Source organism: Streptomyces sp. NPDC051207 (assembly GCF_040682395.1).
Taxonomy (GTDB): Bacteria; Actinomycetota; Actinomycetes; order Streptomycetales; family Streptomycetaceae; genus Streptomyces.
Genome location: NZ_JBFBAX010000021.1, coordinates 58,978 through 83,448, shown reverse-complemented (window position 1 = coordinate 83,448; position 24,471 = coordinate 58,978). Strand labels below are relative to the sequence as shown.

At 73.6% G+C, this 24,471-nt stretch carries 19 protein-coding genes and 2 pseudogenes; 9 read left to right on the top strand and 12 right to left on the bottom strand.

Features of this window, described 5'->3' with window-relative positions:
• The first annotated feature begins 173 nt into the window (after positions 1–173).
• The 5 genes from AB0M97_RS21030 to AB0M97_RS21010 all read left to right on the top strand — a co-directional run bounded on the left by AB0M97_RS21030 (position 174) and on the right by AB0M97_RS21010 (position 8,859).
• Positions 174–1,358 carry a DUF5685 family protein gene (locus AB0M97_RS21030; RefSeq protein WP_365962434.1) on the top strand — a complete coding sequence of 395 codons (1,185 nt, stop codon included), beginning with the start codon at positions 174–176 and terminating at the stop codon, positions 1,356–1,358.
• A gap of 421 nt (positions 1,359–1,779) precedes the next feature.
• Positions 1,780–2,688 (top strand): S1 family peptidase, encoded by a 909-nt coding sequence (locus tag AB0M97_RS21025; RefSeq protein WP_365962433.1) that lies wholly within the window; start codon positions 1,780–1,782, stop codon positions 2,686–2,688.
• Positions 2,689–3,038: 350 nt separating this feature from the next.
• Positions 3,039–4,121 carry a S1 family peptidase gene (locus AB0M97_RS21020; RefSeq protein ID WP_365962432.1) on the top strand — a complete coding sequence of 361 codons (1,083 nt, stop codon included), beginning with the start codon at positions 3,039–3,041 and terminating at the stop codon, positions 4,119–4,121.
• Positions 4,122–4,345: 224 nt separating this feature from the next.
• A complete protein-coding gene (locus AB0M97_RS21015; RefSeq protein ID WP_365962431.1) occupies positions 4,346–7,858 on the top strand; it encodes a DNA polymerase III subunit alpha in 3,513 nt (1,170 codons plus the stop codon).
• Positions 7,855–8,859, top strand: a complete 1,005-nt coding sequence (locus tag AB0M97_RS21010; RefSeq protein WP_365962430.1) for a hypothetical protein — start codon at positions 7,855–7,857, stop codon at positions 8,857–8,859. Before AB0M97_RS21015 ends, AB0M97_RS21010 begins: the two co-directional genes overlap by 4 nt.
• A gap of 253 nt (positions 8,860–9,112) precedes the next feature.
• Here AB0M97_RS21010 and AB0M97_RS21005 read toward each other — a convergent pair whose 3' ends face one another.
• From AB0M97_RS21005 to AB0M97_RS20990, 4 genes are all read right to left on the bottom strand, one after another.
• Positions 9,113–10,132, bottom strand: coding sequence for a lytic polysaccharide monooxygenase (locus AB0M97_RS21005; protein ID WP_365962429.1), 1,020 nt, complete (start codon positions 10,130–10,132; stop codon positions 9,113–9,115).
• A gap of 227 nt (positions 10,133–10,359) precedes the next feature.
• Positions 10,360–10,494 carry a hypothetical protein gene (locus tag AB0M97_RS21000; RefSeq protein ID WP_365962427.1) on the bottom strand — a complete coding sequence of 45 codons (135 nt, stop codon included), beginning with the start codon at positions 10,492–10,494 and terminating at the stop codon, positions 10,360–10,362.
• A 260-nt stretch (positions 10,495–10,754) separates the two neighbouring features.
• Positions 10,755–11,255, bottom strand: a complete 501-nt coding sequence (locus AB0M97_RS20995) for a DUF402 domain-containing protein (RefSeq protein ID WP_365962426.1) — start codon at positions 11,253–11,255, stop codon at positions 10,755–10,757.
• A complete protein-coding gene (locus tag AB0M97_RS20990) occupies positions 11,236–12,165 on the bottom strand; it encodes a GNAT family N-acetyltransferase (RefSeq protein WP_365962425.1) in 930 nt (309 codons plus the stop codon). The genes AB0M97_RS20995 and AB0M97_RS20990 overlap by 20 nt, the downstream gene beginning before the upstream one ends.
• 70 nt (positions 12,166–12,235) lie before the next feature.
• Here AB0M97_RS20990 and AB0M97_RS20985 point away from each other — a divergent pair, with 70 nt between their 5' ends.
• Positions 12,236–12,604, top strand: coding sequence for a GntR family transcriptional regulator (locus AB0M97_RS20985; protein ID WP_365962424.1), 369 nt, complete (start codon positions 12,236–12,238; stop codon positions 12,602–12,604).
• Positions 12,605–12,644: 40 nt separating this feature from the next.
• Here AB0M97_RS20985 and AB0M97_RS20980 read toward each other — a convergent pair whose 3' ends face one another.
• From AB0M97_RS20980 to AB0M97_RS20965, 4 genes and pseudogenes are all read right to left on the bottom strand, one after another.
• Positions 12,645–13,397, bottom strand: coding sequence for a DUF72 domain-containing protein (locus AB0M97_RS20980; RefSeq protein WP_365962423.1), 753 nt, complete (start codon positions 13,395–13,397; stop codon positions 12,645–12,647).
• A gap of 20 nt (positions 13,398–13,417) precedes the next feature.
• Positions 13,418–14,512 (bottom strand): DUF5925 domain-containing protein, encoded by a 1,095-nt coding sequence (locus AB0M97_RS20975; RefSeq protein WP_365962422.1) that lies wholly within the window; start codon positions 14,510–14,512, stop codon positions 13,418–13,420.
• A 97-nt stretch (positions 14,513–14,609) separates the two neighbouring features.
• Positions 14,610–15,269, bottom strand: a pseudogene (locus AB0M97_RS20970) (polysaccharide deacetylase family protein); the annotation flags it as partial.
• Between the two features lie 110 nt (positions 15,270–15,379).
• Positions 15,380–16,585: a S8 family peptidase gene (locus AB0M97_RS20965; RefSeq protein WP_365962421.1), complete on the bottom strand. Its 1,206-nt coding sequence runs from the start codon at positions 16,583–16,585 to the stop codon at positions 15,380–15,382.
• Positions 16,586–16,961: 376 nt separating this feature from the next.
• Here AB0M97_RS20965 and AB0M97_RS20960 point away from each other — a divergent pair, with 376 nt between their 5' ends.
• Positions 16,962–17,768 (top strand): SGNH/GDSL hydrolase family protein, encoded by an 807-nt coding sequence (locus AB0M97_RS20960; protein WP_365962420.1) that lies wholly within the window; start codon positions 16,962–16,964, stop codon positions 17,766–17,768.
• Between the two features lie 4 nt (positions 17,769–17,772).
• Here AB0M97_RS20960 and AB0M97_RS20955 read toward each other — a convergent pair.
• Positions 17,773–19,340, bottom strand: a pseudogene (locus AB0M97_RS20955) (serine/threonine-protein kinase).
• Positions 19,341–19,765: 425 nt separating this feature from the next.
• Between AB0M97_RS20955 and AB0M97_RS20950 the strand changes: the two are divergent.
• Positions 19,766–20,035 (top strand): hypothetical protein, encoded by a 270-nt coding sequence (locus tag AB0M97_RS20950; RefSeq protein WP_365962419.1) that lies wholly within the window; start codon positions 19,766–19,768, stop codon positions 20,033–20,035.
• Between the two features lie 238 nt (positions 20,036–20,273).
• On the opposite strand, the gene AB0M97_RS20945 is transcribed toward AB0M97_RS20950, so the two are convergent.
• From AB0M97_RS20945 to hmgA, 3 genes are all read right to left on the bottom strand, one after another.
• The gene (locus tag AB0M97_RS20945) at positions 20,274–21,440 is read right to left on the bottom strand and encodes a type ISP restriction/modification enzyme (RefSeq protein WP_365962418.1); all 1,167 of its coding nucleotides are present in this window, start codon (positions 21,438–21,440) and stop codon (positions 20,274–20,276) included.
• 169 nt (positions 21,441–21,609) lie between these two features.
• A complete protein-coding gene (locus AB0M97_RS20940; protein ID WP_365962416.1) occupies positions 21,610–22,359 on the bottom strand; it encodes a GntR family transcriptional regulator in 750 nt (249 codons plus the stop codon).
• Between the two features lie 27 nt (positions 22,360–22,386).
• Positions 22,387–23,703 carry a homogentisate 1,2-dioxygenase gene (gene hmgA / locus AB0M97_RS20935; protein ID WP_365962415.1) on the bottom strand — a complete coding sequence of 439 codons (1,317 nt, stop codon included), beginning with the start codon at positions 23,701–23,703 and terminating at the stop codon, positions 22,387–22,389.
• 215 nt (positions 23,704–23,918) lie between these two features.
• Between hmgA and AB0M97_RS20930 the strand changes: the two genes are divergently transcribed.
• Positions 23,919–24,458, top strand: coding sequence for a hypothetical protein (locus AB0M97_RS20930; RefSeq protein WP_365962414.1), 540 nt, complete (start codon positions 23,919–23,921; stop codon positions 24,456–24,458).
• Positions 24,459–24,471: the final 13 nt, after the last annotated feature.

Sequence of the window (24,471 nt, the reverse complement as noted above, 5' to 3'; positions counted from 1 at the left end):
ACGGCTGATCCGTCGAGGGTCCATGTTTCCCAAGGGTCTTGCGGTAAACCGCTGCTGACTGTGAGTGAAATATGATTCTTCGCGGCGGACGGGTGACGGACGGCGCGTACGGGTGAACGAAATGGCCGATACGATGCGGTCGATCCAGCGCGTCGAACAACGGGGGAAGCGTCGTGTTCGGAATGGTCAGGCCTTGTCGGCACAGACTCGGTGAAGGGCTCACGGCCCAGTGGATGGCGCATTTGTGCGGGCTCTGCCTGGCACTGCGCAGCGACCACGGACAGTTCGCGCGCGTCGTGACCAACTACGACGGGTTACTGATTTCGGTTCTGACGGAGGCTCAGGCCGACCGCTCGGGACAGTGGCGGCGCACGGCCGGGCCGTGTCCGTTGCGCGGCATGCGCACCGCGTCCGTCGCGCGGGGCGAGGGGGCGCGGCTCGCGGCGGCCGTCTCGCTGGTGCTCGCCTCCGCCAAGGTGCGCGACCATGTCGCCGACGGTGACGGGCTGCTGGCCCGCCGGCCGGTGTCGCGCGCCGCGCGCCGGGTCGCCGCGAACTGGGACAGGGCGGGGGAGCGCACCGGCAGTGCCGTCGGGTTCGACACCGCCGTCCTCGTCGAGGCCGTCGACCGGCAGACCGGCCTGGAGGCGCTCGCCGGGCCCGGGACGCCCGTCCTCGCCGTGACCGAACCCGCCGAGACCGCCACCGCGGCGGCCTTCGCGCACACCGCGGTGCTGGCCGGCCGGCCCGGCAACGCCGTACCGCTCGCCGAGGCCGGACGCCTCTTCGGGCGGCTCGCGCATCTGCTGGACGCCGTCGAGGACCGGCAGGCCGACGCCGCGTCCGGCGCCTGGAACCCGCTCACGGCCACCGGCACCCCGCTCAGCGAGGCCCGGCGCCTCGCGGACGACGCCGTGCACGGCATCCGGCTCGCGCTGCGCGAGGTCGAGTTCACCGACGGCAGGCTCGCGCACCGGCTGCTCGTGCACGAACTGCCCGCCTCCGTCGACCGAGCCTTCGGCACCGCCTCCTGCGCGCACGGCCGCCCTGAGTCGTACGGCCCGCAGCCGGGCGGACCGTACGCCCCGCCCGGCGCACCGTACGGCCCCGGCGCACCGCTGCCGCCCGAGCCGCCGCGCCGCGACCGGCGCGGACTGCTGGCCGGCTGCGCCGTCTGGCTGGGGCTGGCCTGCACCTGCCGGTTCTGCTGCGGCGAGTTCGAGGGCCCCTGGTCGCGGCGGCGCCGGGAAGGACTCTGCAACGGCGACTGCACGGGCTGCGGCGACTGCTTCAACTGCTGCGGATGTTGCGGGGAGGACGGCTGCTGCGACGGGTGCGGGTGCGACTGCGGTTGCTGACGCCCGCCGGCCTTCACTTGGTGAACTCGGGCGGTGAGATCCGCGACTCGGAGATCGCCGACTCAAAGCCGAGGAGCTGGGCTGCGCCCACTGCCACCTGCTGTTCACGGCCCACCCGGAACGGACCCGCGGCTCCTGGACCGCCTTCGAGGAGAAGGAAGGTCACCTCCGGGGGCCCCGCTGTGAAGGAGCCGTGGAGGTCGAAGGGTCATACGGGGGTAAGTCGAACGGTCATATCGGGGTAAAAGGTTGACGTCCGAAAGAGCCTCTTGCGGCAACCGGCTGCCCGGCCGAATACTCCCCCTCAGCGCTTGTCAGGGGCACGACGTGTTCGGAATCCGGACGCCGTCATGTCTCCGACTGCGCCTCACGGGCCCCAACCCCACAAAGGCCCCCAACTTCCCATGTGGAGGAACGAAAAGTGAGGATCGAGCGCACCACCCCCCGCAGCGGCATCACGAGACGGACCCGGCTGATCGCCGTTTCCACCGGCCTCGTGGCCGCGGCCGCCATCGCGATCCCCAGCGCGAACGCGTCGGAGACCCCGGCCACCTTCAGTGCCACCCAGCTCAAGAGCGCCGGCGCCGCGGTGCTGGAAGCCGACGTCGCGGGCACCGCCTGGGCTGTCGACAGCAAGACCGGCCGCGTCGTCGTCACCGTCGACAGCACGGTCTCCAAGGCCGAGATAGCCAAGATCAAGGAGGAGGCCGGGGCCAACGCCGGCGCCCTCACGATCAAGCGCACCCCCGGCAAGTTCACCAAGCTGATCCAGGGCGGCGACGCCATCTACTCGGGCAGCGGGCGCTGCTCCCTCGGCTTCAACGTCCGCAACAGCGCGGGCACCCAGTACTTCCTGACGGCCGGTCACTGCACCGAGGGTGCGGGTACCTGGTACGCCAACTCCAGCCGTACCACGGTGCTCGGCTCGACCGCCGGCACCAGCTTCCCGGGCAACGACTACGGCATCGTCCGGTACACCAACACCTCGATCAGCAAGCCCGGCACCGCCAACGGCGTGGACATCACCGGCGCGGCCACGCCGGCCGTCGGCACCACGGTCATCCGTGACGGTTCCACGACCGGCACGCACAGCGGCCGGGTGACCGCCCTCAACGCGACCGTCAACTACGGCGGCGGCGACGTCGTCTACGGTCTGATCCAGACCAACGTCTGCGCCGAGCCCGGCGACTCCGGCGGCTCGCTCTACGGCAGCAACGGCACCGCGTACGGTCTGACCTCGGGCGGCAGCGGCAACTGCTCCTCCGGCGGCACGACCTTCTTCCAGCCGGTCACCGAGGCGCTCAGCGCCTACGGCGTCAGCATCTACTGACCGGCGCCCACCGGCAGATCCGCACGGCCCATCCGACGGCCCGTCACGGCCGCCGTCAGGCGAGCCCCCGCGCAGTGATCACTGCGCGGGGGCTCGCCCTCGTGCGGGGTGTGTGCAGGTGAACCAGCCTGGTGACCGTGGACAGTCAAGGCGGTGGGGGCGCGTGCAGCTCGTCGCACGCGCATCCTGAAGTCGACCTTGTGTGCGCCCTGCAACTGTCGGAATAGTGGACTCCGATCAGTCGGCGCGGACGCGGCACCGCATGCCGTACGCCGCCTCCGTGCCCGCACGCCTTCCGGTTCGTGAGGTCCCCACAACCTCCCGGGCCGACCCCCCACAGGAGGACGTGAGTGAAGCACCGACGCGTATCCAGGCGGCGTGCAGCCGTGGCAGGTGCGGGAATCGCCGCACTGATCGCCGCGGGAGTCACCTTCCAGACCGCGAACGCGAGCGAGAGCCCCGGGACCACCGCACCCAGGACCCTGTCGGCCGCGGCGGCCGGAAAGCTCGCCTCGGCCCTCGTGCGGGACCTCGGCGCCGACACGGCGGGCACCTACTACGACGCCCGGGCCAGGAGCCTCGTCGTGAACGTGCTCGACGAGACCGCCGCCGAGGCCGTACAGGAGGCCGGCGCCAAGGCGAGAGTCGTGGAGAACTCCCTCGCCGAGCTGAGGAGGGCCCGCGCCGCCCTGGAGCGGGACGCGACCATCCCGGGCACGTCCTGGGTGACCGACCCGGCCGCCAACAAGGTGGTCGTCACCGCCGACCGCACGGTCTCCGAGGCCGAGCTGGCCAAGCTGAACGAGGTGGCCGACGGGCTCGGCCGGACGGTCGAGGTCAGGCGCACGAAGGGCGAGTTCAGGCCCTTCGTCGCGGGCGGCGACGCCATCACCGGCGGCAGCGTACGCTGCTCGCTCGGCTTCAACGTCGTCAGGGGCGGCGAGCCCTACTTCCTGACCGCCGGCCACTGCACCGAGGCCGTCTCCACCTGGTCGGACGCGTCCGGCACCGTCATCGGGGAGACCGAGGTCTCGAGCTTCCCCGGCAACGACTACGGCCTGGTGAAGTACACCGCGGACGTCCCCCACCCGAGCGAGGTCAACCTCTACAACGGTTCCTCGCAGGCGATCAGCGGTGCCGCCGAGGCCACCGTCGGCATGGAGGTCACCCGCAGCGGTTCCACGACCCAGGTGCGCTCCGGCACCGTCACGGGCCTGGACGCCACGGTGAACTACGGCAACGGCGACATGGTCACCGGCCTCATCCAGACCGACGTGTGTGCCGAGCCGGGCGACAGCGGCGGCCCGCTGTTCTCCGGCGACAAGGCGATCGGCCTCACCTCCGGCGGCAGCGGCGACTGCACCTCCGGCGGGGAGACCTTCTTCCAGCCGGTGACCGAGGCGCTGTCCGCCACGGCGACCGAGATCGGCTGACGCTCCCGCCGGACCGACGGCCACGTGAGTCCCGCCCCGCGCGAGGGGCGAGACTTTCGCGTGCCGGGCGCCGTCGCCGCTCACCGGGAGGTGTTTGCGCAGGTGGACCGGGGCCGGACGCGTGTCGTACGGATGTTCGAGAATTGGTCTATGGTGGAGGCGGGGAGCTTGGGAACTGATGTTCGAAGGACCGATCCCCGGGTCCGCGAGTGCGGGAGGTGCGTGTGCCGGGTTTCACGCATCTGCACACCGTCTCCGGGTTCTCCCTGCGCCACGGCGCCTCGCACCCCGAGCGGCTGGCCGAGCGTGCCGCCGAGCGGGACATGAACGCGCTCGCCCTGACCGACCGCGACACCCTCGCGGGCGCGGTCCGCTTCACCAAGGCCTGCGCCGCCGCGGGCGTCCGCCCGCTGTTCGGCGTGGACCTCGCCGTGGCGGACATCGACACGGCCGGGGCGGCCCGGCCCGGCGGCCGGCGCCGTACCCCGGTGCGCGGCGGCGCCTTCGTCGACGAGTCGGCGCCCCGCGTCACCTTCCTCGCCCGGGACGGCGCCCGCGGCTGGGCCGACCTGTGCCGGATCGTCACGGCCGCGCACGCGGACGGGGAGGGCCCGCCCCTGCTGCCCCGCTCCGCCTGCCACGGGGACGGGCTGACCGTCCTGCTCGGACCGGACTCCGACGTCGGCCGCGCCCTCGCCGCGGGCCGCCCGGACCGCGCCGCCCGGCTGCTCGCCGCCTGGCGCGAGGTGTACGGCGACGCCCTGCGGCTGGAGGCCGTCTGGCACGGCCGCACCGGCACCGGGCCCGGTTCCCTGCGGCTCGCCGCCCGCACCGTCGGCCTCGCCGCCGAGCAGCGGATCAGGCCCGTGCTCAGCAACGCCGTACGGTACGCCGACCCCGGCGCCGGCCCGGTCGCCGACGTGCTGGACGCGGCGCGCCGCCTGGTGCCGGTCGGCGCCGTCGGGGAGCTGGACTCCGGGGAGGCCTGGCTGAAGGGGGCGGACGCGATGGCCGAGGTGGCGGAGCGGGTCGTGGAGGCCGCCGGGTTCCGGCGCGACATCGCCCACCGGCTGCTGGAGCAGACCCGGGCGACGGCCGCCGAGTGCCGCGTGGAGCCCGAGGACGACCTCGGCATCGGCACTGTCCACTTCCCCGAGCCGCACCTCGTCGGCGCCGGCCGGCGCACCGCGCAGCGCGCCCTCGCCTCCCGGGCGGCGGCGGGCATGGTGCTGCGCGGCTACGACCGGCGGCGGGAGTACTGGGAGCGGATGCACCGGGAGCTGGACATCATCGCCCACCACGGCTTCGCCTCCTACTTCCTCACCGTGGCCCAGGTCGTGGACGACGTACGGGGCATGGGCGTCCGGGTCGCCGCGCGCGGCTCCGGCGCCGGATCGCTGGTCAACCACCTGCTGGGCATCGCCCACGCCGATCCGGTGGAGCACGGGCTGCTGATGGAGCGGTTCCTGTCCAAGCGGCGGCTCGTGCTGCCGGACATCGACATCGACGTGGAGTCCGCCCGCCGCCTGGAGGTCTACCGGGCGATCATCGGCCGGTTCGGCGCCGAGCGGGTCGCGGCGGTCTCGATGCCGGAGACATACCGGGTGCGGCACGCCGTCCGTGACGTGGGCGCCGCCCTGTCCATGGACCCGGCCGACATCGACCGCATCGCCAAGTCCTTCCCGCACATCCGCGCCCGGGACGCCCGCGCGGCCCTGGCGGAACTGCCCGAGCTGCGGCAGCTGGCGGGCGAGAAGGAGAAGTACGGGCGGCTGTGGGAGCTGGTCGAGGCGCTCGACGCGCTGCCGCGCGGCGTCGCCATGCATCCGTGCGGGGTGCTCCTCTCGGACGCCTCCCTGCTCGCCCGTACGCCGGTCGTGCCGACCAGCGGCGAGGGCTTTCCCATGTCGCAGTTCGACAAGGAGGACGTGGAGGACCTCGGGCTGCTCAAGCTCGACGTGCTGGGCGTGCGGATGCAGTCGGCGATGGCGCACGCCGTCGCCGAGGTCGAGCGGGCCACGGGGGAGCGGATCGACCTGGACGCGGTGCCGGAGGGCGACCCGGACACGTACGCGCTGATCCGCTCCACCGAGACGCTGGGCTGCTTCCAGATCGAGTCGCCCGGGCAGCGGGACCTGGTGGGGCGGCTCCAGCCGGCCACCTTTCACGATCTCGTCGTGGACATCTCGCTGTTCCGGCCCGGTCCGGTCGCCGCCGACATGGTGCGGCCGTTCATCGAGGCGCGGCACGGGCGGGCGCCGGTGCGGTATCCGCACCCGGACCTGGAGGAGGTGCTGAAGGAGACGTACGGGGTCGTCGTCTTCCACGAGCAGGTCATCCAGATCCTCGACGTCATGACCGGCTGCGGGCGCGGCGAGGCCGACCGGGCGCGGCGCGGGCTGTCCGACCCGGAGTCGCAGGCGCGGATCCGGGTGTGGTTCGCGCAGTGCGCGGAGGAGCGCGGCTACGACGCAGAAACGATTCAGCGCACCTGGGCGATCATCGAGGCCTTCGGCAGCTACGGCTTCTGCAAGGCGCACGCCGTGGCCTTCGCCGTGCCCACCTACCAGTCGGCGTGGCTGAAGGCCCACCACCCGGCCGCCTTCTACGCGGGCCTGCTCACGCACGACCCCGGCATGTACCCGAAGCGGCTGCTGCTGGCGGACGCGCGGCGGCGCGGGGTGCCGATCCTGCCGCTGGACGTGAACAGGTCGGGCGTCGCCCACCGCATCGAGCTGGTGTCTGAATCAGCCGCCCCGTCCGGGCGCTGGGGACTGCGGCTGGCCCTGTCCGACGTGCACAACATCAGCGAGGCCGAAGCCGCCCGGATCACCGAAGGGCAGCCGTACGCCTCCCTGCTCGACTTCTGGGAACGGGCCCGGCCGTCCCGCCCCCTCGCTGGACGCCTCGCGCAGGTCGGCGCGCTGGACGCCTTCGGCGCCAACCGGCGCGACCTGCAACTGCACCTGACCGAACTGCACCGGGGCGCACGAGGCGGCGGCGGGAACCAGCTGCCTCTGTCCGGCGTACGGAAGACGGCCCCGGCCGGGCTGCCCGACCTCACCTCTGCGGAGCGGCTCAGCGCCGAACTGGGCGTGCTGTCCATGGACGCCTCCCGCAACCTGATGGACGACCACCGGGCCTTCCTCGACGAGCTGGGCGTGGTGTCGGCCCGCCGGCTGCGCGAGGCGCGGCACGGCGAGACGGTACTGGTCGCGGGCGCCAAGGCGGCCACCCAGACACCGCCAATCCGGTCCGGCAAACGGGTCGTCTTCTCCACCCTGGACGACGGCACGGGCCTGGTCGACCTCGCCTTCTTCGACGACTCCCACGACGCCTGCGCCCACACCGTCTTCCACTCCTGGCTGCTGCTGGTGCGCGGCGTGGTGCAGCGCCGCGGCCCGCGCAGCCTCAGCGTGGTGGGCTCCGCCGCCTGGAACCTCGCCGAACTGGCCGCACTGCGCGCCGAGGGCGGCCTCGACGAGGTGGCGGCACGGCTGGCGGCACCCGTGGCCCACGGCGGCGACGGCGGCGACGGCGCGGCGCGCAGGCGGCTCGCCGGCTCGGACGGGCTGCCGGCGCCGTCCGGTTCCGCGGCCCGCGATCCGATGGAGGACCGGACGATCCGCATGCCCACGGGGTACGAGATGCACCCCTGGGCCGACCTGCGACCCGCGGGCGAGGGCCCGGCGGGCGGAAGGAAACTGTGGCACCAGAGTCCGGGGAGTGCGGGATGACCATTCTCTGCGTACGTTTCCAGCTGCCGCTGACGCGCGAGGCGGCCCTGCCGGGGCTGCTCGGGCTGCTGGAGGAGTTCACGCCCGTCGTGCAGGCCCTGCCGCCCGACGGGGCACTGGCCGATCTGCGGGGCGCCGAACGGTACTTCGGGCGCGACGCGGTCGCCCTGGCGTCGGTGATCCGCGTCCGCTCCCTCGCGCTGCACGACGTCGACTGCGTGATCGGCGCCGGACCCGGCCCGATGCTGGCCCGCCTGGCGCTCGGCGACGCCCGGCCCGGGGTGACGTGCGCGGTGCCCGACGACCCGGAGGGCATCGCGGAGTTCCTCGCCGGCAAGCCCGTCACCGCGCTGCCCGGCGTCGGCGCCGCGACCGCCCGCACCCTGTGCGAGTACGGCCTCGACACCCTCGGCCGGGTCGCCGCCGCACCGCCCACCACCGTGCAGCGCCTGGTCGGCGCGAGGACCGGGCGCGAACTGCACGAGAAGGCGAACGGCGTCGACCGCGGCCGGGTCGTACCGAACGCCGTCTCCCGGTCCCTGGCCACCGAGCGCCCCTTCGACCGCGACGAACTGGACCCCGCCCGGCACCGCCGCGCCCTGCTCTCCGCCACCGAGGAACTGGGCGCCCGGCTGCGCGCCGTGGACACGGTGTGCCGCACCCTGACCCTCACCGTGCGCTACGCCGGCCCGCCCGGCTCCCGGACCGGCTCGGGCGCCCCCGCCGCGACCACGCGCAGCCGCACGCTCCCGGAGCCGACCGCGCACTCGGCGGCGCTGACGAGGGCGGCCTACGGCATGTACGAGGCGCTCGGCCTGCAACGCGCCCGGGTCCGCGCCGTCGCCCTGCGCGCCGAGGGCCTCACCCCCGCCGGACAGGCTTCCCACCAGCTCACCTTCGACCCGGCGGACGAGAAGGCCCGCCGCATCGAGGAGGTCGCGGACCGGGCACGGGCGAAGTTCGGGCCGCGCGCGGTGATGCCGGGGGCGCTGGCCGCGTAGCCCCGTCGGGGGACCCGGTCATGGCCAGGATTTTTACTGACGCGCGACTTCACATGTTCCCTACTCGCCCGTAACGCTGGAACGACTACTCCTGCAAGCCGTCCACCGCCCACTCCCGGCCCGTCGTCCTCGTCCACGGCACCTCACCGACGAGGTCGCCGGGTCCGACCTGCTCGCCAAGCTGACGACACCTCGGCGGTACGTACGGGGCCTGCCCGCCCCGAGCCGCCGGACAGGCCCCGGAACCGGTGGCTCAGCGGCCGTGGCGCCCGCCGGCCGACGCGCGCCGCCGGACCGACGCGAACAGCACGGCCGAGCCGAGCGCCAGCGCGGCGAACCCGCCGACGGTGAGATACGGCGTGCCGCTGTCGCCGCCGGTCTCCGCGAGGCTCTGCCCGGCACCGGCCGCCTTCGGCGGGTTCGGGGCACTGTCGTCCGCGGCGACCGGCTCCGCCGAGGTGGCGGGGGCGTCGTCGCCGTGCCCGTGGTTCTCGACGGTCGACCCGCCGGTACCGGCGGCTGTCTTGCCGTCGGACGGGGCGGAGGCGGCCGGGGTGGGGGAGGGGGAGGCACCGGAACCGGAGCCCGTGCTGCCACCGCTGCCATCGCCACCGCTACCGCTGCCGTCGAACGCCACGTCGGAGCAGGAGTAGAACGCCTCGGGGCTGTCCGACCGCTGCCAGATGGCGTACAGCAGATGCTTGCCGGAGCGCTCCGGAAGCGTGCCGGAGAACGTGGAGAAACCGCCTGCCGCCGCCGGGTCGGCGGCCGTCGCCACCGGGTGCTCCAGGTCCAGGTCACTCCAGGCCAGCGGCTTCGCCGGGTCATAGCCGGGCTTGGTGATGTACACGGTGAAGGCGCCCTTGTGCGGGGCGGTCACGCGGTACCTGAAGGTGTACGAGCCGCTGCTCACGCCGGTCGCGGGCCAGTCGGCGCGCACCAGGTCGAGGCCCCGGAACGCCTGGTCGCCCGCGCTGCACAGCTTGCCGTCCGGGATCACCTCCCGGTGCTTCCCGGCCGCGTTGCCGATGCGGACGCCGTTCCAGTCGTACAGCGCCTGCGTGCCGCCCGTCTCCACCGCGGCCCTGCAGGCGGCGGACCGGGGGTTCTCGGGTCCCTCGGCGAAGCACTGCGAGACGCGGCTGACCGGGTCGCCCATCGAGCCGTGCGCCACCGCGGGCGCGGCGGACAGTCCGGTGAGGGCGAGCGGGACGACACCGGCAGCGGCGACGGCGGCGACCCCGCGGCGTGCGGGCGTGCGGTGTACGGGCATACGGGAACTCCTCGGAACGGTCCTGATGCGCGATCACGCCCGGGGTCGAAACCCCGGGCGTGATCCCGTGGGGGGTGTTCCGAAACTAGCCCCGAAAACCCGCGACACCGCCTGCCGAGGGCGGGTGGAGGACATCCTTATGGTCGCGTTAAGGGAGGGCTCAGGCTGCGCTCAGACAACCGGCGCTCACCGAGCGCAGCAGGCCCGCGCCGTGCCGTGCCCCTTCCTCAGCCGTCGGGCCACCAGGTCCGGGCGATGTCCTTGCGGACCTCGGGCCGCCCCGCCGGGCGCTCGTCCGCCTCCTCCACGACTCGGCGGACGTCCGTCTTCTTCAGGGGCTTGTGCACGGTCACACGGCGCATGGCTGCCTCCTTCAGTGACTACCGGGTTCCGTGTTCCTACGGAGGTAGACACTTTCGGCGAGAGTTACTCATCGGCGCGGGTCTGTCAGTGGTGGTCGTCACGCATCGGACGGTCAGTGGCGGATGCCACTCTGGGGTGCATGACCATGAACCGCCCTCCGCAAACCCCGCCGGACCGGGAAGCCGGCTGCGGCACCCGGTGAACCTGTCGCTCCTCGTGTCCGGGCGGGTGCGCGGCGTGACGGGCGTCGGCCCGGCCCTCAGGCCGTCAGCGTCTCGAAACCGCCCTCCCGGGCGAGCCTCTCCAGCTCGTCCAGGGCGGCCACGGCCCGCGCGGCGGCCTCCGGGTCCCGCTCGGCGAGCCCGCTCGCCGCGAACTCGTCCTCGTCCAGCCGCCGTACGCCGGTGCCGTCCGCCGGCCGCCACAGGTCCAGGTCGAGGTCCTCGACGACCAGCTCGCCGCCGGCCAGCACGGCGGGGCGGGTGATGTCGCAGTACCAGCCCTTGAGCCCGCCCCCGGCGTCCCGGACCTCCTTCACGGCGTACCAGCGGTCCCGCCAGTAGTACTCCGTGAAGACGTCACCGGGCTCGAAGCGCACGAAGCCGAAGTCGCGGGTGCCGTCGCCCGCCCAGGGAGCACGCACCACCACGCGCGTGCCGTCGTCGGAGAGGAGACCGGCCGGATAACGGATCTTCGTACGTCCCCCCTTGACCAGGACCACGTCCACCACCCCGGTGGGATCAGCCGAGTTCACGGACATAACGCACCTCCGTCGCCGTCACCTCGTACCCGAACCACTTGTTGATCGCGAGCATCGGCCCGTTCCCGGTGTCGTTGCCCGTGAACGCCTCCGTGTACCCGGCGGCGCGGGCCCGGTGCAGGGAGTCGTTCTTCGCCAGCTTGGCCAGGCCCCGGCCGCGGTGGGCGCGTGCGGTGCCGGTCATGACGGTGCCGTAGCGGGTGCCGCCGTCGGTGCGGGCGGCGCTGAAGGCGGCGGGACGGCCGTCGACGAGCGCGACCGACGTCAGCTCCGCGCTGAACAGCGGGTGGTGCCAGGTCTCCGCCAGCCACGCCTCGTAGTCCGTGAACTCGGCGTCGATGTCGCTCGGTTCGTCCGCCGTCGTCTCCGCGTCCAGCTCGAACAGCGGACGCGGATCGGCGGCGAAGTCCGCGGCCGGACGCACCTCCACCCCGGCGGGCGGGTCCTGGAGCGGCGGCAGCGTGCCACCGGCCAGGTCCAGGCGCAGGAAGTGGGCCGAACGGCTCGCCGTGTACCCGCGCCGCTCGGCGAACACGCGGTTGCCCGGCTCGTCCAGGACCCACGAGAAGACCTTCGCCGCGCCGAGGGAGGCCAGCCGCTCCTCGGCGGTACGCACCAGCAGCGATCCGGCGCCGCGCCCCGTGCGGTCCGGGCGGACGTAGATGTTGGCCGCGCCCTGGCCGGGCTCCGGGCTGTCGTGGGCGAGGCTCACCTGGGCGGTGCCGATGACCTCGCCGTCCTCCTCGGCGACGAGCTGCGTGAAGTGGGCGTCCGGGTGGGTGTGCGCCCCGTCGTACAGCACGGACTCGGGGGTGGACAGCATGAAGGGCAGCGCAAGGCGCCGGACCAGGGAGAAGCCCTCCGCGTCGGCCGGGACGTCGGGACGGAGATTGCGCACGATCACGGTCATGGAGGCGCACGCTACGGGGGGACGCCGCCGGGTGCCTCTCATTTTCCGCAGGGTGCGGGACAATCGGGCCGTGACCTTGCAGATCCACATCGATGACAGCGCCGCGCCGTACGAGCAGGTGCGGGCGCAGATCTCCGAACAGACCCGCTCGGGCGCGCTGCCGGTGGGGTACCGGCTGCCGACCGTGCGGGGACTGGCCGAGTCGCTGGGGCTCGCCGCGAACACGGTCGCCAAGGCGTACCGGGCGCTGGAGGCGGACGGCGTGATCGAGACGCGGGGGCGCAACGGCACGTACGTGGCCGCCGCCGGCTCGGCCGCCGAGCGTGAACTGGCGTCGGCGGCGCAGGCCTACGTCGAGCGGGCACGCCGACTCGGGCAGCCGCAGGCCGCCGCCCTGTCAGCAGTCCGGGACGCGTTGCGGGCGGCCTACGGGGACTAGGACCCGCCGCCTCCGCGCAGGCCCCTGGCGCGGACGCCGCTCACGGTGTCCGTGTCGGCCTCAGTCCCACCGCCTGAGCCGCCCCGGCGAAAGCCGTCGCGTCCTGGATTGCCGCCCCGTTCGGGTCGTTGTTGAAGTACGCGTACACGTCCTCCCCGTCCGGCCACGCGCGCGCGATCCGCTCGGCCCACGTCCTCAGGGACTGCCGGCCGTAGCGCGGCCACGCCTTGGCACGGCCCTGGTGGAAGCGGACGTAGCCCCAGTCGGTGGTGCGCCACAGCGGTGTCACCGGGCGGGCCAGGACGTCCGCCCAGCACAGCGCGGCGCCCCGGGCGGTCAGGACGCCCCGGACTTCTTCCGTCCACCAGGAGGCGTGGCGCGGCTCGACCGCGACCCGCGTCGGCGCCGGGAAGCACGCCAGGCAGGCGTCCAGCAGGCCCGGGTCGCAGCGCAGCGTCGGCGGCAGCTGGAGCAGGATCGGGCCGAGGCGGTCGCCCAGCCCGGCGGCGTGGCTCATCAGGCGGTCCACCGGCTCCCCGGGGTCCCGCAGCCGCTTGATGTGGGTGAGGTACCGACTGGCCTTCACCGCGACGACGAAGCCCTCCGGCGTCCGCTCCCGCCACGCCTCGAAGGTCTCCCGGGACGGCAGCCGGTAGAACGCGTTGTTGATCTCCACCGTGGCGAAGCGCGCCGCGTACTCCTCCAGCCACAGCCGCGTCGGACACCCGGCCGGGTAGAACACGCCCCGCCAGTCCTTGTACTGCCACCCCGACGTCCCGACAAACAGGGTCATGCGTCCATCAAAACACCGGGCTAGAGGTACAGCCCGGCATCCGCGCCCTCGCGGGGCTCCGGCAGGGCCGTCGGCGACGTGCCCCGGCGCAGCGCGTACAGCTCGGCCAGCGTGGCGCCCTCGCGGCCGACGCCCTCCTCGGTGCCCAGCCAGTTCACCGCCTCCCGGCGGGTCAGCGGCCCCACCTCGATGCGGGCCAGGCAGCGGCCGGGCCGGACGACGGCGGGGTGCAGGCGTTCGAGGTCCTCGTTGGTGGTGACGCCGACCAGGACGTTGCGCCCCTGGCCGAGCAGGCCGTCCGTCAGGTTCAGCAGCCGCGACAGCGCCTGCCCGGCCGTGTGCTTCGCCTCGCCGCGGATCAGCTCGTCGCAGTCCTCCAGGAGCAGCAGCCGCCAGCGGGACTTGCCCGCCGGGTCCTCCTCGCCGATCGCGATGTCCATCAGGTAGCCGACGTCGGAGAACAGCCGCTCCGGGTCCAGGACGCAGTCCACCTGGCACCAGTCCCGCCAGGACCGGGCGAGCGTGCGCAGCGCCGACGTCTTGCCCGTGCCGGGCGGGCCGTGCAGCAGGAGCAGCCGCCCGGCGATGTCCTCCGGGGTCGTCTTCATCAGGCGGTCCATCGCTTCCGCGACCGGCGCCGTGTAGTTGTTCCGCACCTCGTCCCAGGTGCCCGCCGAGATCTGCCGGGTCGTGCGGTGCGGGCCGCGGCGCGGCGAGACGTACCAGAAGCCCATCGTCACGTTCTCCGGCTGCGGTTCGGGCTCGTCGGCCGCGCCGTCGGTGGCCTGGCTGAGGATCTTCGCGGCCAGGTCGGCGCTGGTCGCGGTCACGGTGACGTCGGCGCCCCGGTTCCAGCGGGAGACCAGCAGGGTCCAACCGTCACCCTCCGCCAGCGTCGCGCTGCGGTCGTCGTCGCGGGCGGCGCGCAGCACGCGGGCGCCCGGCGGCAGCAGGGTCGCGCCGGAGCGGACGCGCTCGATGTTCGCCGCGTGCGAGTACGGCTGCTCGCCCGTCGCGAAGCGGCCGAGGAACAGCGCGTCGACGACGTCGGACGGGGAGTCGGAGTCGTCGACGTTGAGCCGGATCGGCAGTGCGTCGTGTGGGTTCGGGGACATGCCGTCCATGATCCGGCACGCGGGCGCCGCGTGCACCCGGTTTCCCGGTTACGCGCGGTCTGTCCGGCTTCGGTGGCGCGCACCGCACCCAGGCCGCCACCTGCCGTGCCCTGCGCACCACCGCGTGACCCTTCGTCAGCACGCGGTCCCCGGTGAAGGCGGGGCCGATTCCGCGGCCCTCGACGAGCCGCGCGAACGCGTCCATCCCGGTGCCGCGCCGCAGGTCACCCGGCGCAGCGCGTACGGCCCCTGGCGGCACCGCGCGAGGCCGCCGTCGACGGCGAGGGCCGGCGCGTACCCGGTCTCCCGGACCGCCTGCCGCACCCGTCGGCCGGAGGAGCCGCAGGGCCAGGCGAACGAGGCGGGCGCGGTGTCCAGCCGGCCGGCCACGATCTCCCGGCCGCGGACCGGTCCGTCCCGCAGCGCGTCCCCGGGGGCTGGTCGAGCCGGGGACGGGTGTGGCTGTGCTGGCCGATCTCGACGCCGGATGCGGCGAGTTCGCGGACCTGGCCCCGGTCCAGCACGGTGTCCGGGGCGCCCCCGGTGCCGTACGGGCCGCGCAGCCGTGGGCGGCGAGGACGGGCAGGGCGTGCCGGTGCACGCCCGCGCAGCCACCGTCGGACGTGACGGGCACCGGGCGCCCGGGCAGCGCCCCGCCCGACCGCCAGGCGCGCGCCAGTCGGGCCGAGGTGACGGGCGTGAGGCCCCGGTCGGCGACGAACGCCGTCTGCGCCGCGAAAGTCTCGGGGGACACGGTGTGGCAAGACCTGTAACGACCCTGCGCATGACGAAAGGCCCCGGGGGCACACGTGCCCCCGGGGACCGGTGATGCGGGTTGGGTCGTCGCCGGCCGGGCCGACGCGGGACTTACGGGACGAGCTTCAGCAGGCGGTTCGGGGATCCGGTGCCCGCGCTCGTGACCTTGCCGGTGGTGGCGCCGTTGACCAGCGCCGAGGCGACCTGGGACGGCGTGGCCGAGGTGTGGCCCGCGAGGTAGACGGCGGCGGCGCCCGCGACGTGCGGAGTGGCCATCGACGTACCGGAGATGGTGTTCGTCGCGGTGTCGCCGGTGTGCCAGCCGGCCGTGATGGAGGAGCCGGGGGCGAAGATGTCCAGCGCCGAGCCGTAGTTGGAGTAGCTGGCGCGGGCGTCGGTGCTGGTGGTGGCGCCGACCGTGATCGCCTCGGCGACCCGGGCCGGGGACGAGGAGGAGGCGGTGGTGTTGCTGTTGCCGGCGGCGACGGCGTAGGTCACGCCGCTGGCTATGGAGTTGCGGACGGCGGTGTCCAGGGTGGTGGAGACGCCGCCGCCGAGCGACATGTTGGCGACCGAGGGGCCGGAGTGGTTCTTCGTCACCCAGTCGACGCCCGCGATGACGCCCGCGGTGGTGCCGGAGCCGCTGTTGTTCAGCACCCGGACGGCCACGATCCTGGCCCGCTTGGCGACGCCGTACGTGCTGCCGGCGACCGTGGTGGCCACGTGGGTGCCGTGGCCGTTGCCGTCCTGGGCGACGCTGTCGCCGTCGACGGCGTCGTAGCCGTTGACGGCACGGCCGCTGAGCTGGGTGTGCGTGATGCGCACGCCGGTGTCGATGACGTACACCGTCACGCCCGCGCCCGCGGTGTCCGGGTAGGTGTAGGTGCCGTTCAGCGGCAGGGAGGTCTGGTCGATGCGGTCCAGGCCCCAGGGGGCACTGGTCTGCGTGGCGTCGACCCGCACGCGCTGGTCCTGCTCGACGGCGGCCACCGCCGGGTCGGCGGCCAGGCGCCGGGCCTCCTCGGCGGAGAGGGTCGCGGTGTAGCCGTTCAGCGCGGTGCCGAACGTCTTCTTGACCGTGCCGCCGTACTCCTTGATGAGGTTCTTGCCCGTCGCCGAGGAGGCCTTGAAGCCGGCCGTCTTCTTCAGCGTGACGATGTAGCTGTCCTTGACCGCTGTCGGGGAGCCTGCCGCCAGCACGGTGCCCTCGGCGGGGGCGGCCTGGGCGGGCAGCGCGGTGAGTCCGCCGACGAGGGCGGCGGCCGCCAGGGTGGTCGTGGCGGCGAACCGGAGTCTCTTGCTACGCAGATGTGCCATTACGAGGGAGTCCTCCTCTAGGCGCGCGTGCCTGGGTGGGGCACGCGTCTGTGGGGGGTGCGGGCGTGATCGCCCGCACGCCCGGGAGCGTCGCGTTCCGCTCACGGGCCGGAGTAAAGCGTGGATCTCCTCGGGGCGCAGAACAAGAGGTTTGAACGTACGTCAACAAATTTGTCATGAGCGCGTAATGAGATCCGGCCACGGCGGTCCGGCGGTGAGGTCCGGGGGCGGGGTGCGAGGCCCAGGTGCGGTCGCGCGTTCGGGTGAACGGAGGGGTGAACCCCCTACCGGCGGGGAATGACTTGGCATGAACATCACCAGTCAACACGCGTTACCGGTACGAAAGTTGTGCAGAGATCCTGCTGATGGAGGTTCCGTGAGACGTTCCCGCATTGCCGTCCTTGTGAGTTCGCTCCTTCTCGCCGTCGGCTCCGTCCTCACCGGGGCGACCACGGCGACGGCGGCCCAAACCGCAGCAACGGGCCCCTATGTGGCCCTCGGTGACTCCTACGCCTCCGGAGTGGGAGCCGGCAGTTACCTCAGCACCAGCGGCGACTGCAAGCGCAGCACGAAGGCCCACCCCTACCTCTGGGCAGCCGCCCACGCACCCTCGTCGTTCTCCTTCATGGCCTGTTCGGGCGCCCGGACGGGTGATGTCCTGTCAGGTCAGCTCGGCCCGCTGAACTCCTCGACCAGCCTTGTCTCCATCAGCATCGGCGGCAACGACGCCGGCTTCGCCGACGTCATGACGACGTGCGTCCTGCAGTCCGACAGCGCCTGCCTGTCGCGCATCGCCACCGCCCGCGCCTACGTCGACTCGACGCTCCCGGGCAGCCTGAACAACGTCTACTCGACCATCCGCAACAGGGCCCCGTCGGCGAAGGTCGTCGTGCTGGGCTACCCCCGCTTCTACAAGCTCGGCACCTACTGCCTCGGCCTGTCCGAAACCAAGCGCAAGGCCATCAACGACGCCTCCGACCACCTCAACAACAAGACCGCCGAGGTGGCCCGCGGCCACGGCTTCCTGTTCGGTGACGTCCGCACCACCTTCACCGGCCACGAGATCTGCTCCGGCGCCTCCTGGCTGCACAGCGTCAACTGGGCCAACATCGGCGAGTCCTACCACCCCACCGCGGCAGGTCAGTCCGGCGGCTACCTGCCCGCCCTGAACAACCTGGCCTGACCCGTCAGGGCGACGGCGCAACGGAGGCGGAGACCTCGTCCGTCGGGGTCTCCGTCACGCACCTCACCGCGAACGGCACCGGCCCGGACGAGGCGCGCACCGGGGACCGGACCTCCACACTCACCGCGTTCTCGTACGTCCCGCCGTCGTCGTACGCCGTCACCAGCGCCGTGTCCTGCCGGATCCGCCCGCCCTGGGGGAACGACAGCGTCTTCCAGCCCGGGTCCAGGACCTCGCCGTCCCGCGACACCCACCGGTAGCTCACCCGCGCGGGCAGCCGGCCCACCGTGAACGCCACCGTGAAGGCCGGAGTCCGCCCGTGCGGCGGCGGACAGCTCCCGGAATACGCCGTGTTGGCGCCCGTCAGGCTCACCTCGACCGGCTGCGCCGCGCCCGTGGCCGCGGGGCCGCCGCCGCTCCGCGTCGCGGAAGGGGCCGCACTGCCCGGACCGGCCGTGCGCCGCGCGCCGCCACCGGTCGCCGCAGGCGACGTCGCCCGCGCACTAGGGCTGTCGGTACCCGCGCCTTGTGCCCGTCGCCGTCGTCCGGCAGTACGTACGTCAGCCCGCCCAGCGCCAGCAGCAGGGCCGCCGCGCCCGCGATCAGCGCGGCGACGGCACGGCGGTCGCGCTCCGGGCGCCCCGCGTCCGTCGCCGTGGTGTCCGGGCCGGGACCGGCCCGCCCGGGCATCGGCGGGGTCGGCGCCGGCCGCGGGGGCTCCGCCACCGCCGGCGCGTACGGCGACGCCCGCAGCCCGTCCGCCCGGGGCGTGCCGCCCGCGCCCACCAGCCGCAGCTCCCGCTCGGCCCGGTCGGCCGGCAGCCGCTCGGCCGGGTCCTTGCGCAGCAGGCCCTCGATGACCGGGGCGAGCGGCCCCGCCCGGCGCGGCGGCGGCAGCTCCTCGTCGACGATCGCCCGCAGCGTGCTCAGCGGCGTGTCCCGGCGGAACGGGGAGTGGCCCTCGACCGCCGCGTACAGCAGCACGCCCAGCGACCACAGGTCGGACTCGGGCCCTGGCGTGCGCCCCAGCGCCCGCTCCGGGGCGACGAACTCCGGCGAGCCGACGACCTCACCGGTCATGGTCAGCGCCGAGGTGCCCTGGACCGTGGCGACACCGAAGTCCGTGAGGACGATCCGGCCGTCGTTCGCGATGAGCACGTTGGCCGGCTTCACGTCCCGGTGCAGCACCCCGGCGCCGTGCGCGGCCCGCAGCGCGGCGAGCACCTCGGCGCCGATCGCCGCCGCCCGCCGCGGCGGCACGGGCCCCTCGGCGTCCAGGATCTCCGCCAGGGACAGGCCGCGCACCAGCTCCATGACGATCCACGGCCGGCCACCGTCGGTCGCCACGTCGTACACGGTCACCATGTTCCGGTCGGCGACCCGGGCCGCCGCCCACGCCTCCCGCTCCAGGCGGGCGTACAGCCGCTGCACGTCGTCGGCCGGCAGCCCGGCCGGGGCGCGCACCTCCTTGACGGCGACCTCGCGGTGCAGCACCTCGTCGCGGGCCCGCCACACCGTCCCCATGCCGCCCTCGCCGAGCGGCGACAGCAGCCGGTAACGGCCCGCGATCATTCGCTCACTGCCCGGTTCCTCGGACACGGACGCCCCCTTCGCGGCCGGGCGCATCATCCGCTGGTCATGCGCTTCCTCACGAAAGTAGCTCAGACGGGGGCGGATGCCGCCGTCCCGGCACCGGTCCAGCCGCCAGCCGGGGTGGGGAGGGTGACGGAGGCCACGGTGGCGACACGCCCCGGTGGTGGCCGTCTTGAGCGGACCGCGATGTCACTCGCCGTGACCGGTCGGCCCGGCGGGGGAACCGGCGCACCCCATCAGCCAGCCGGTTGTCCAACTCACCCTGAAAACGGTCCGATTCGGAGAGTAATCATCAACGCCCTTGCGGGGAAGGTGAATCCTGTGACCGAGATACACGAGTGCCCCATGAGGGCGATAGGGTTACTCTGCCCGGGCCGGGTGGACTCGTACGGGTGGGGAGTGACATGGAACAGATAACAGTGCGCAGCAGGGCCAGGGTCCCTGCGATCACCTGCGGGAGCAGCGCGACCAGCTCGCGCCTGGACCGCCATCTCGCGGTGCTGGGCGGTCCGGCCGTCCCGCAGCGGGAGACGGTCGAGGCGACCTCGCTGATGCGTGAGCTGACCGCGCGTGACACCACGCACGGCCGCAGCGGCAGGGGTGCGCGCGTCAGGCGCGTCTCGCTCTTCGCCCCACTGCGCCGGCTGCGCCGCACGCTCTTCGGCAGCAGGTAGACCCGCGCTCCTCGGCCGCACCGTCCCGGCGCGGCGCTGCGTTCGCGCCGTCCGTCATCCCCACGGCGCGCGACAGTGCCACAGGTGCGCCCCGAGCGCGGGTACCACCCCTTGAGTCCGCGGCCGTGGTCACCGCTGTCACCGCGCTGATCGCCGTCCCACCCGGCGACCCGTCGGCCGTCACGTACGCCATCACCGCCACCGCCTCGGGCCTTGCCCGAGGCAAGGCCCGAACCGGTCAGATCAGCGCGAGCTGGCCCTCCGGGCCCTCCTCGCGCGCGTCGAGCACCGAGGCCGGCCTGCGGGCCGATTCCGGGACCGGCAGGACGCCCGCCGCGCGCAGGTCCGCCGCCGTGATCGGATCGGTCACCGCCAACTCCTGCTGCTCCGGGCGCAGTTCGGCGAGCAGCGCCAGGACCGTGATCAGTTCGAGCAGCTCCGAGGTCCAGGGCTGCGGCCAGGCGGCCGGGCGGATCGCCGCCAGCGTGCCCGGCTCGGCGGTCGCCGTGCGGGCCGTGAACCACTGCTCCAGCACGCGGACACCGTTCACCTCGAAGTCCCAGGCCTCCGGCGGCACCGGCGAGATGCGGCCCTCGTCCAGGTACAGCGCCTCCTCGTCCCGGTCGTAGTGCAGCGTGACCGGACGGCCGGGGAGCGGGGCGCGCACATAGGGGCGCCGCCCGCCCGGCAGCTTGGGCCGCTCGCCGTCGCGGCGCATCAGCCACAGCATGCGGTGCCCCAACCGGACGCCCCGCGACCACAGTTCGGGGTCCCGGGTCAGGGGCACCGCGCCGCCCGGCCGGATCACCGCCAGCGTCCAGGCCAGCACGTCCACCGGTGTGGGGGAGTGGCCGAGCGGCTGTGCCAGGTGCTCCAGCAGGCCGGGCGCCAGGTTCGGTTCCGCGCCGCCCGGCCGCCGGTACAGCGGGCGCACCCGGCCCGGCCGCGTCAGCGGCAGCAGGGACGTCGCCAGCAGGACCGGTCCGGACGCCTCGGGGCCCGCCTGCGTCTGCACCGCGAAGATCTGGTGACCGTCAGCCACCCGCCACAGCTCGGGCCGTGCCGCGTCGATCAACCGCTGGTCGGGGATCAGCCACTGCTCGTCGAAGGGCGCGGACAGCACCCGTACCGGCCGGGGGCAGGGACCGGAGGCGCGCGCCAGCCGCTCGGTGCCTCCGGTACGGCCCGGCAGCTGCCCCACCGCCGTGTGCAGGGTGCGGGAGCGGGTCGGCTCCAGCAGGGCCGCGCGGTCGGCTCCCTCGGCCTTGACCAGCGCGTCCCAGCGAGCCGTCAGCGACGCCGCGTCGGGGGCCGTCGGCCACCCCCGCCCGATGCGCGGCGGTGCGACGGACCACGGCATGAGGTCCACCAACGGCGGAGCGTCGTCGTACGTCACGCCGGGCATCGTACGACGGCTGGGCCGCGCGGCGGCGAGGGCCCGTGCGGCGACCGGGGGCCGGCCGGGGACCGCCCGGCGTATCCCTCTGCGGTGGCCGCCTTCGGCACGCCTCCGCCGATCGCCCCGGCGCACCCCTGCGGTGGACCCTCGTCCGTTCACGCCCCCCGCCGGAGGCCTACGTCGCGTCCAATGTCACCGTGAACGAGAAGCAGTCCCCCCGGTAATGGATCACCGCCACGTCCAGCGCACGGCCCTGGGCGTCGTACGTCACGCCCGTGTAGTGCAGGATCGGGCTGAGCAGGGGTACCTCCAGGAGCCGGGCCGTCTCCGGGTCCGCGAGGCGGGCCGTCACCGTGTCCGTGATGCGGCTGATGTCCGCGCCCACCACGTCCCGCAGCACCTTGGTCATCGGCCAGCGGACCAGGTCCTGGAGGTCGATGCGGTCGGCCAGTGCCGGACGGACGTAATTGCGCGCGTGGTTGGTCGGCTCGCCGGTCTTCTCGTCGCTGCGCAGCCGGTGGTACGTGGCGACCTCGGCGAGATCCGGGAAATGCTCGGCGAGTCCGGCCGGGACCGGGCCCCTGCCGTGCTCCAGCAGCTCGGTCGTCATGCCGGACTGCTGGGCCACGATCGCGTCCACCGAGCCGAGCAGCCGGACCGGGGCGCCGCGCCGGGCGTGCGGCTCGATGAACGTGCCGCGCCGGCGGTGCCGCGTGATGAGCCCCTCCTCCTCCAGCTCCTTCAGCGCCTGCCGCATGGTCAGCACGCTCACGCCGTAGTGCCCGGCCAGCTGCTCCTCGGTGGGCAGGCGCAGCGGGTCCTGCGGCGAGCGGCCGAGGATCGAGGCGCGCAGCGACTGCGACACCTGGTACCACAGCGGCAGCTTGCGGTTCAGGACGATCGAGTCCGGGGCGAAGGAGGTCACGGGCCCATCCGTACCGGTCGGTCCTGCTCAGTGCAAGGGGCGGAAGTGCCGCTCCAGGCCCTTCCACACGTCGTCGTAGCCCTGTTGCAGGTGTTCCGCGCGGGCCGCCTGAAGCGTCAGCGTCACCGGCCAGCGCGTCTCGAACATGAACGCGAGGCCGTCGTCCACCTTGTGCGGGGTCAGCTCGGCCGCGCTCGCCCGGTCGAACGTCTCCCGGTCCGGGCCGTGTGCCGACATCATGTTGTGCAGCGAGCCCCCGCCGGGCACGAAGCCCTCCGCCTTCGCGTCGTAGGCGCCCTCGATGAGGCCCATGTACTCGCTCATCACGTTCCGGTGGAAGTACGGCGGGCGGAAGGTGTCCTCGCCCACCAGCCAGCGCGGCGCGAACACCACGAAGTCCACGCCCGCGAGGCCCGGCGTGTCCGACGGCGAGGTCAGCACCGTGAAGATCGACGGGTCGGGGTGGTCGTAGGAGATGCTCCCGATGACGTTGAAGCGGCGCAGGTCGTACACGTACGGCACGTCGTTGCCGTGCCAGGCGACGACGTCGAGCGGGGAGTGGCCGTAGGTGGCCGTCCAGAGGTTGCCGCAGTACTTGTTCACCACCTCCACCTCGCCCTCCACGTCCTCGTACGCGGCGACCGGGGCGCGGAAGTCCCGTGGGTTGGCGAGGCCGTTGGCGCCGATCGGGCCGAGGTCGGGCAGGCGGAAGGGGGCGCCGTAGTTCTCGCAGACGTAGCCGCGGGCGGTGGCGTCGAGCAGTTCCACGCGGAAGCGGACGCCGCGCGGGACCAGCGCCACGTCGCCCGGCTCGGCGTGCAGCAGGCCGAACTCCGTGCGCAGCAGCAGCCCGCCGCTCTCCGGCACGATCAGCAGCTCACCGTCGGCGTCGCTGAAGACGCGGTCCATCGAGGAGGTGGCGTGGTAGAGGTGCACGGCCATGCCGGTGCGCTGGGTGACGTCGCCGTTGCCGCCGAGGGTCCACAGGCCGGCCAGGAAGTCCGTGCCGGCGGGCGGTTCGGGCAGCGGGTTCCAGCGCAGCCGGTTCGGGTCGGGGACGGTCTGCGTGAAGGGCGCGGTGCGCAGCGCGCCGTTGCCGGTGCGGGTGAACGCCGGGTGCGCGGCCGAGGGGCGGATGCGGTACAGCCACGAGCGCCGGTTGTGCGCCCTGGGCTCGGTGAACGCCGAACCGCTCAGCTGCTCCGCGTACAGCCCGAGCGGCGCCCGCTGCGGCGAGTTGCGGCCCTGCGGCAGTGCGCCCGGCACGGCCTCGGAGCTGTGCTCGTTGCCGAAGCCGGACAGGTACTCCAGCCCTTCCGCGGTCTTCCGCGCGTCCCCGCTCATGATCGCTCCCTTGCCGTCACACGCCTGCCCCGAACCGGGCCTCGATTCCTATGCTTCACCGTAGGATTACGCTTTCACTTGCGCAAGGGGGTCACCGGCCCGCCATGGCCGCCGCGCCTCCTCCTCAAGGTCCCCGTCGTGTCCTCATCAGGAACGACCAGAACCAGACTTCAGACGGATACGGCCGGTCGCACCCGTGTTCTACGCTCCCCGGCATGTCGTGGACGCGGGGCATCCTGGCCGCGCTCGCGGTCTGTGTCACTTTGTCGGCCGGATCCGCGGGCTGCGGCTCCGGCGATGCGGGAGAGACGGGAAGCGGGGAGTCGCCGGCGGCGGCCGGCAGGCTCCTGGAAGAGACCGACGAGGGCGGTCGGCGCTATCGGGAGGTCGACGCGGAGGGCGCTCCCCGCGTCCGCGTCGAGGTGCAGCCCGACGAGGACGGCAGCTGGGACGTACGCCTGACGCTGCGTGACTTCCGTCTCTCGCCGCCCGGCACACGGGCGCGCCCGGTACCGGGGCAGGGGTTCGCGCACCTCTACATGGACGGCCGGCTCGTGGCCCGGCTGCGCACCCCGGAGCACCGGCTCCCGGCCGTGCCGCGCGGCACGCATCAGGTCACCGCCCGGCTGTACGCCGACGACGGCACCGTGTGGGCGGTCGACGGGGAGCCGGTGGAGAGCACCGCGGACATCACCGTGTCCCAGCCCCGGCCGGCACCCGGCGCCCGGGAAGCGGGGACCGGACCTCGGCGGTGAGGTTCACCGGACG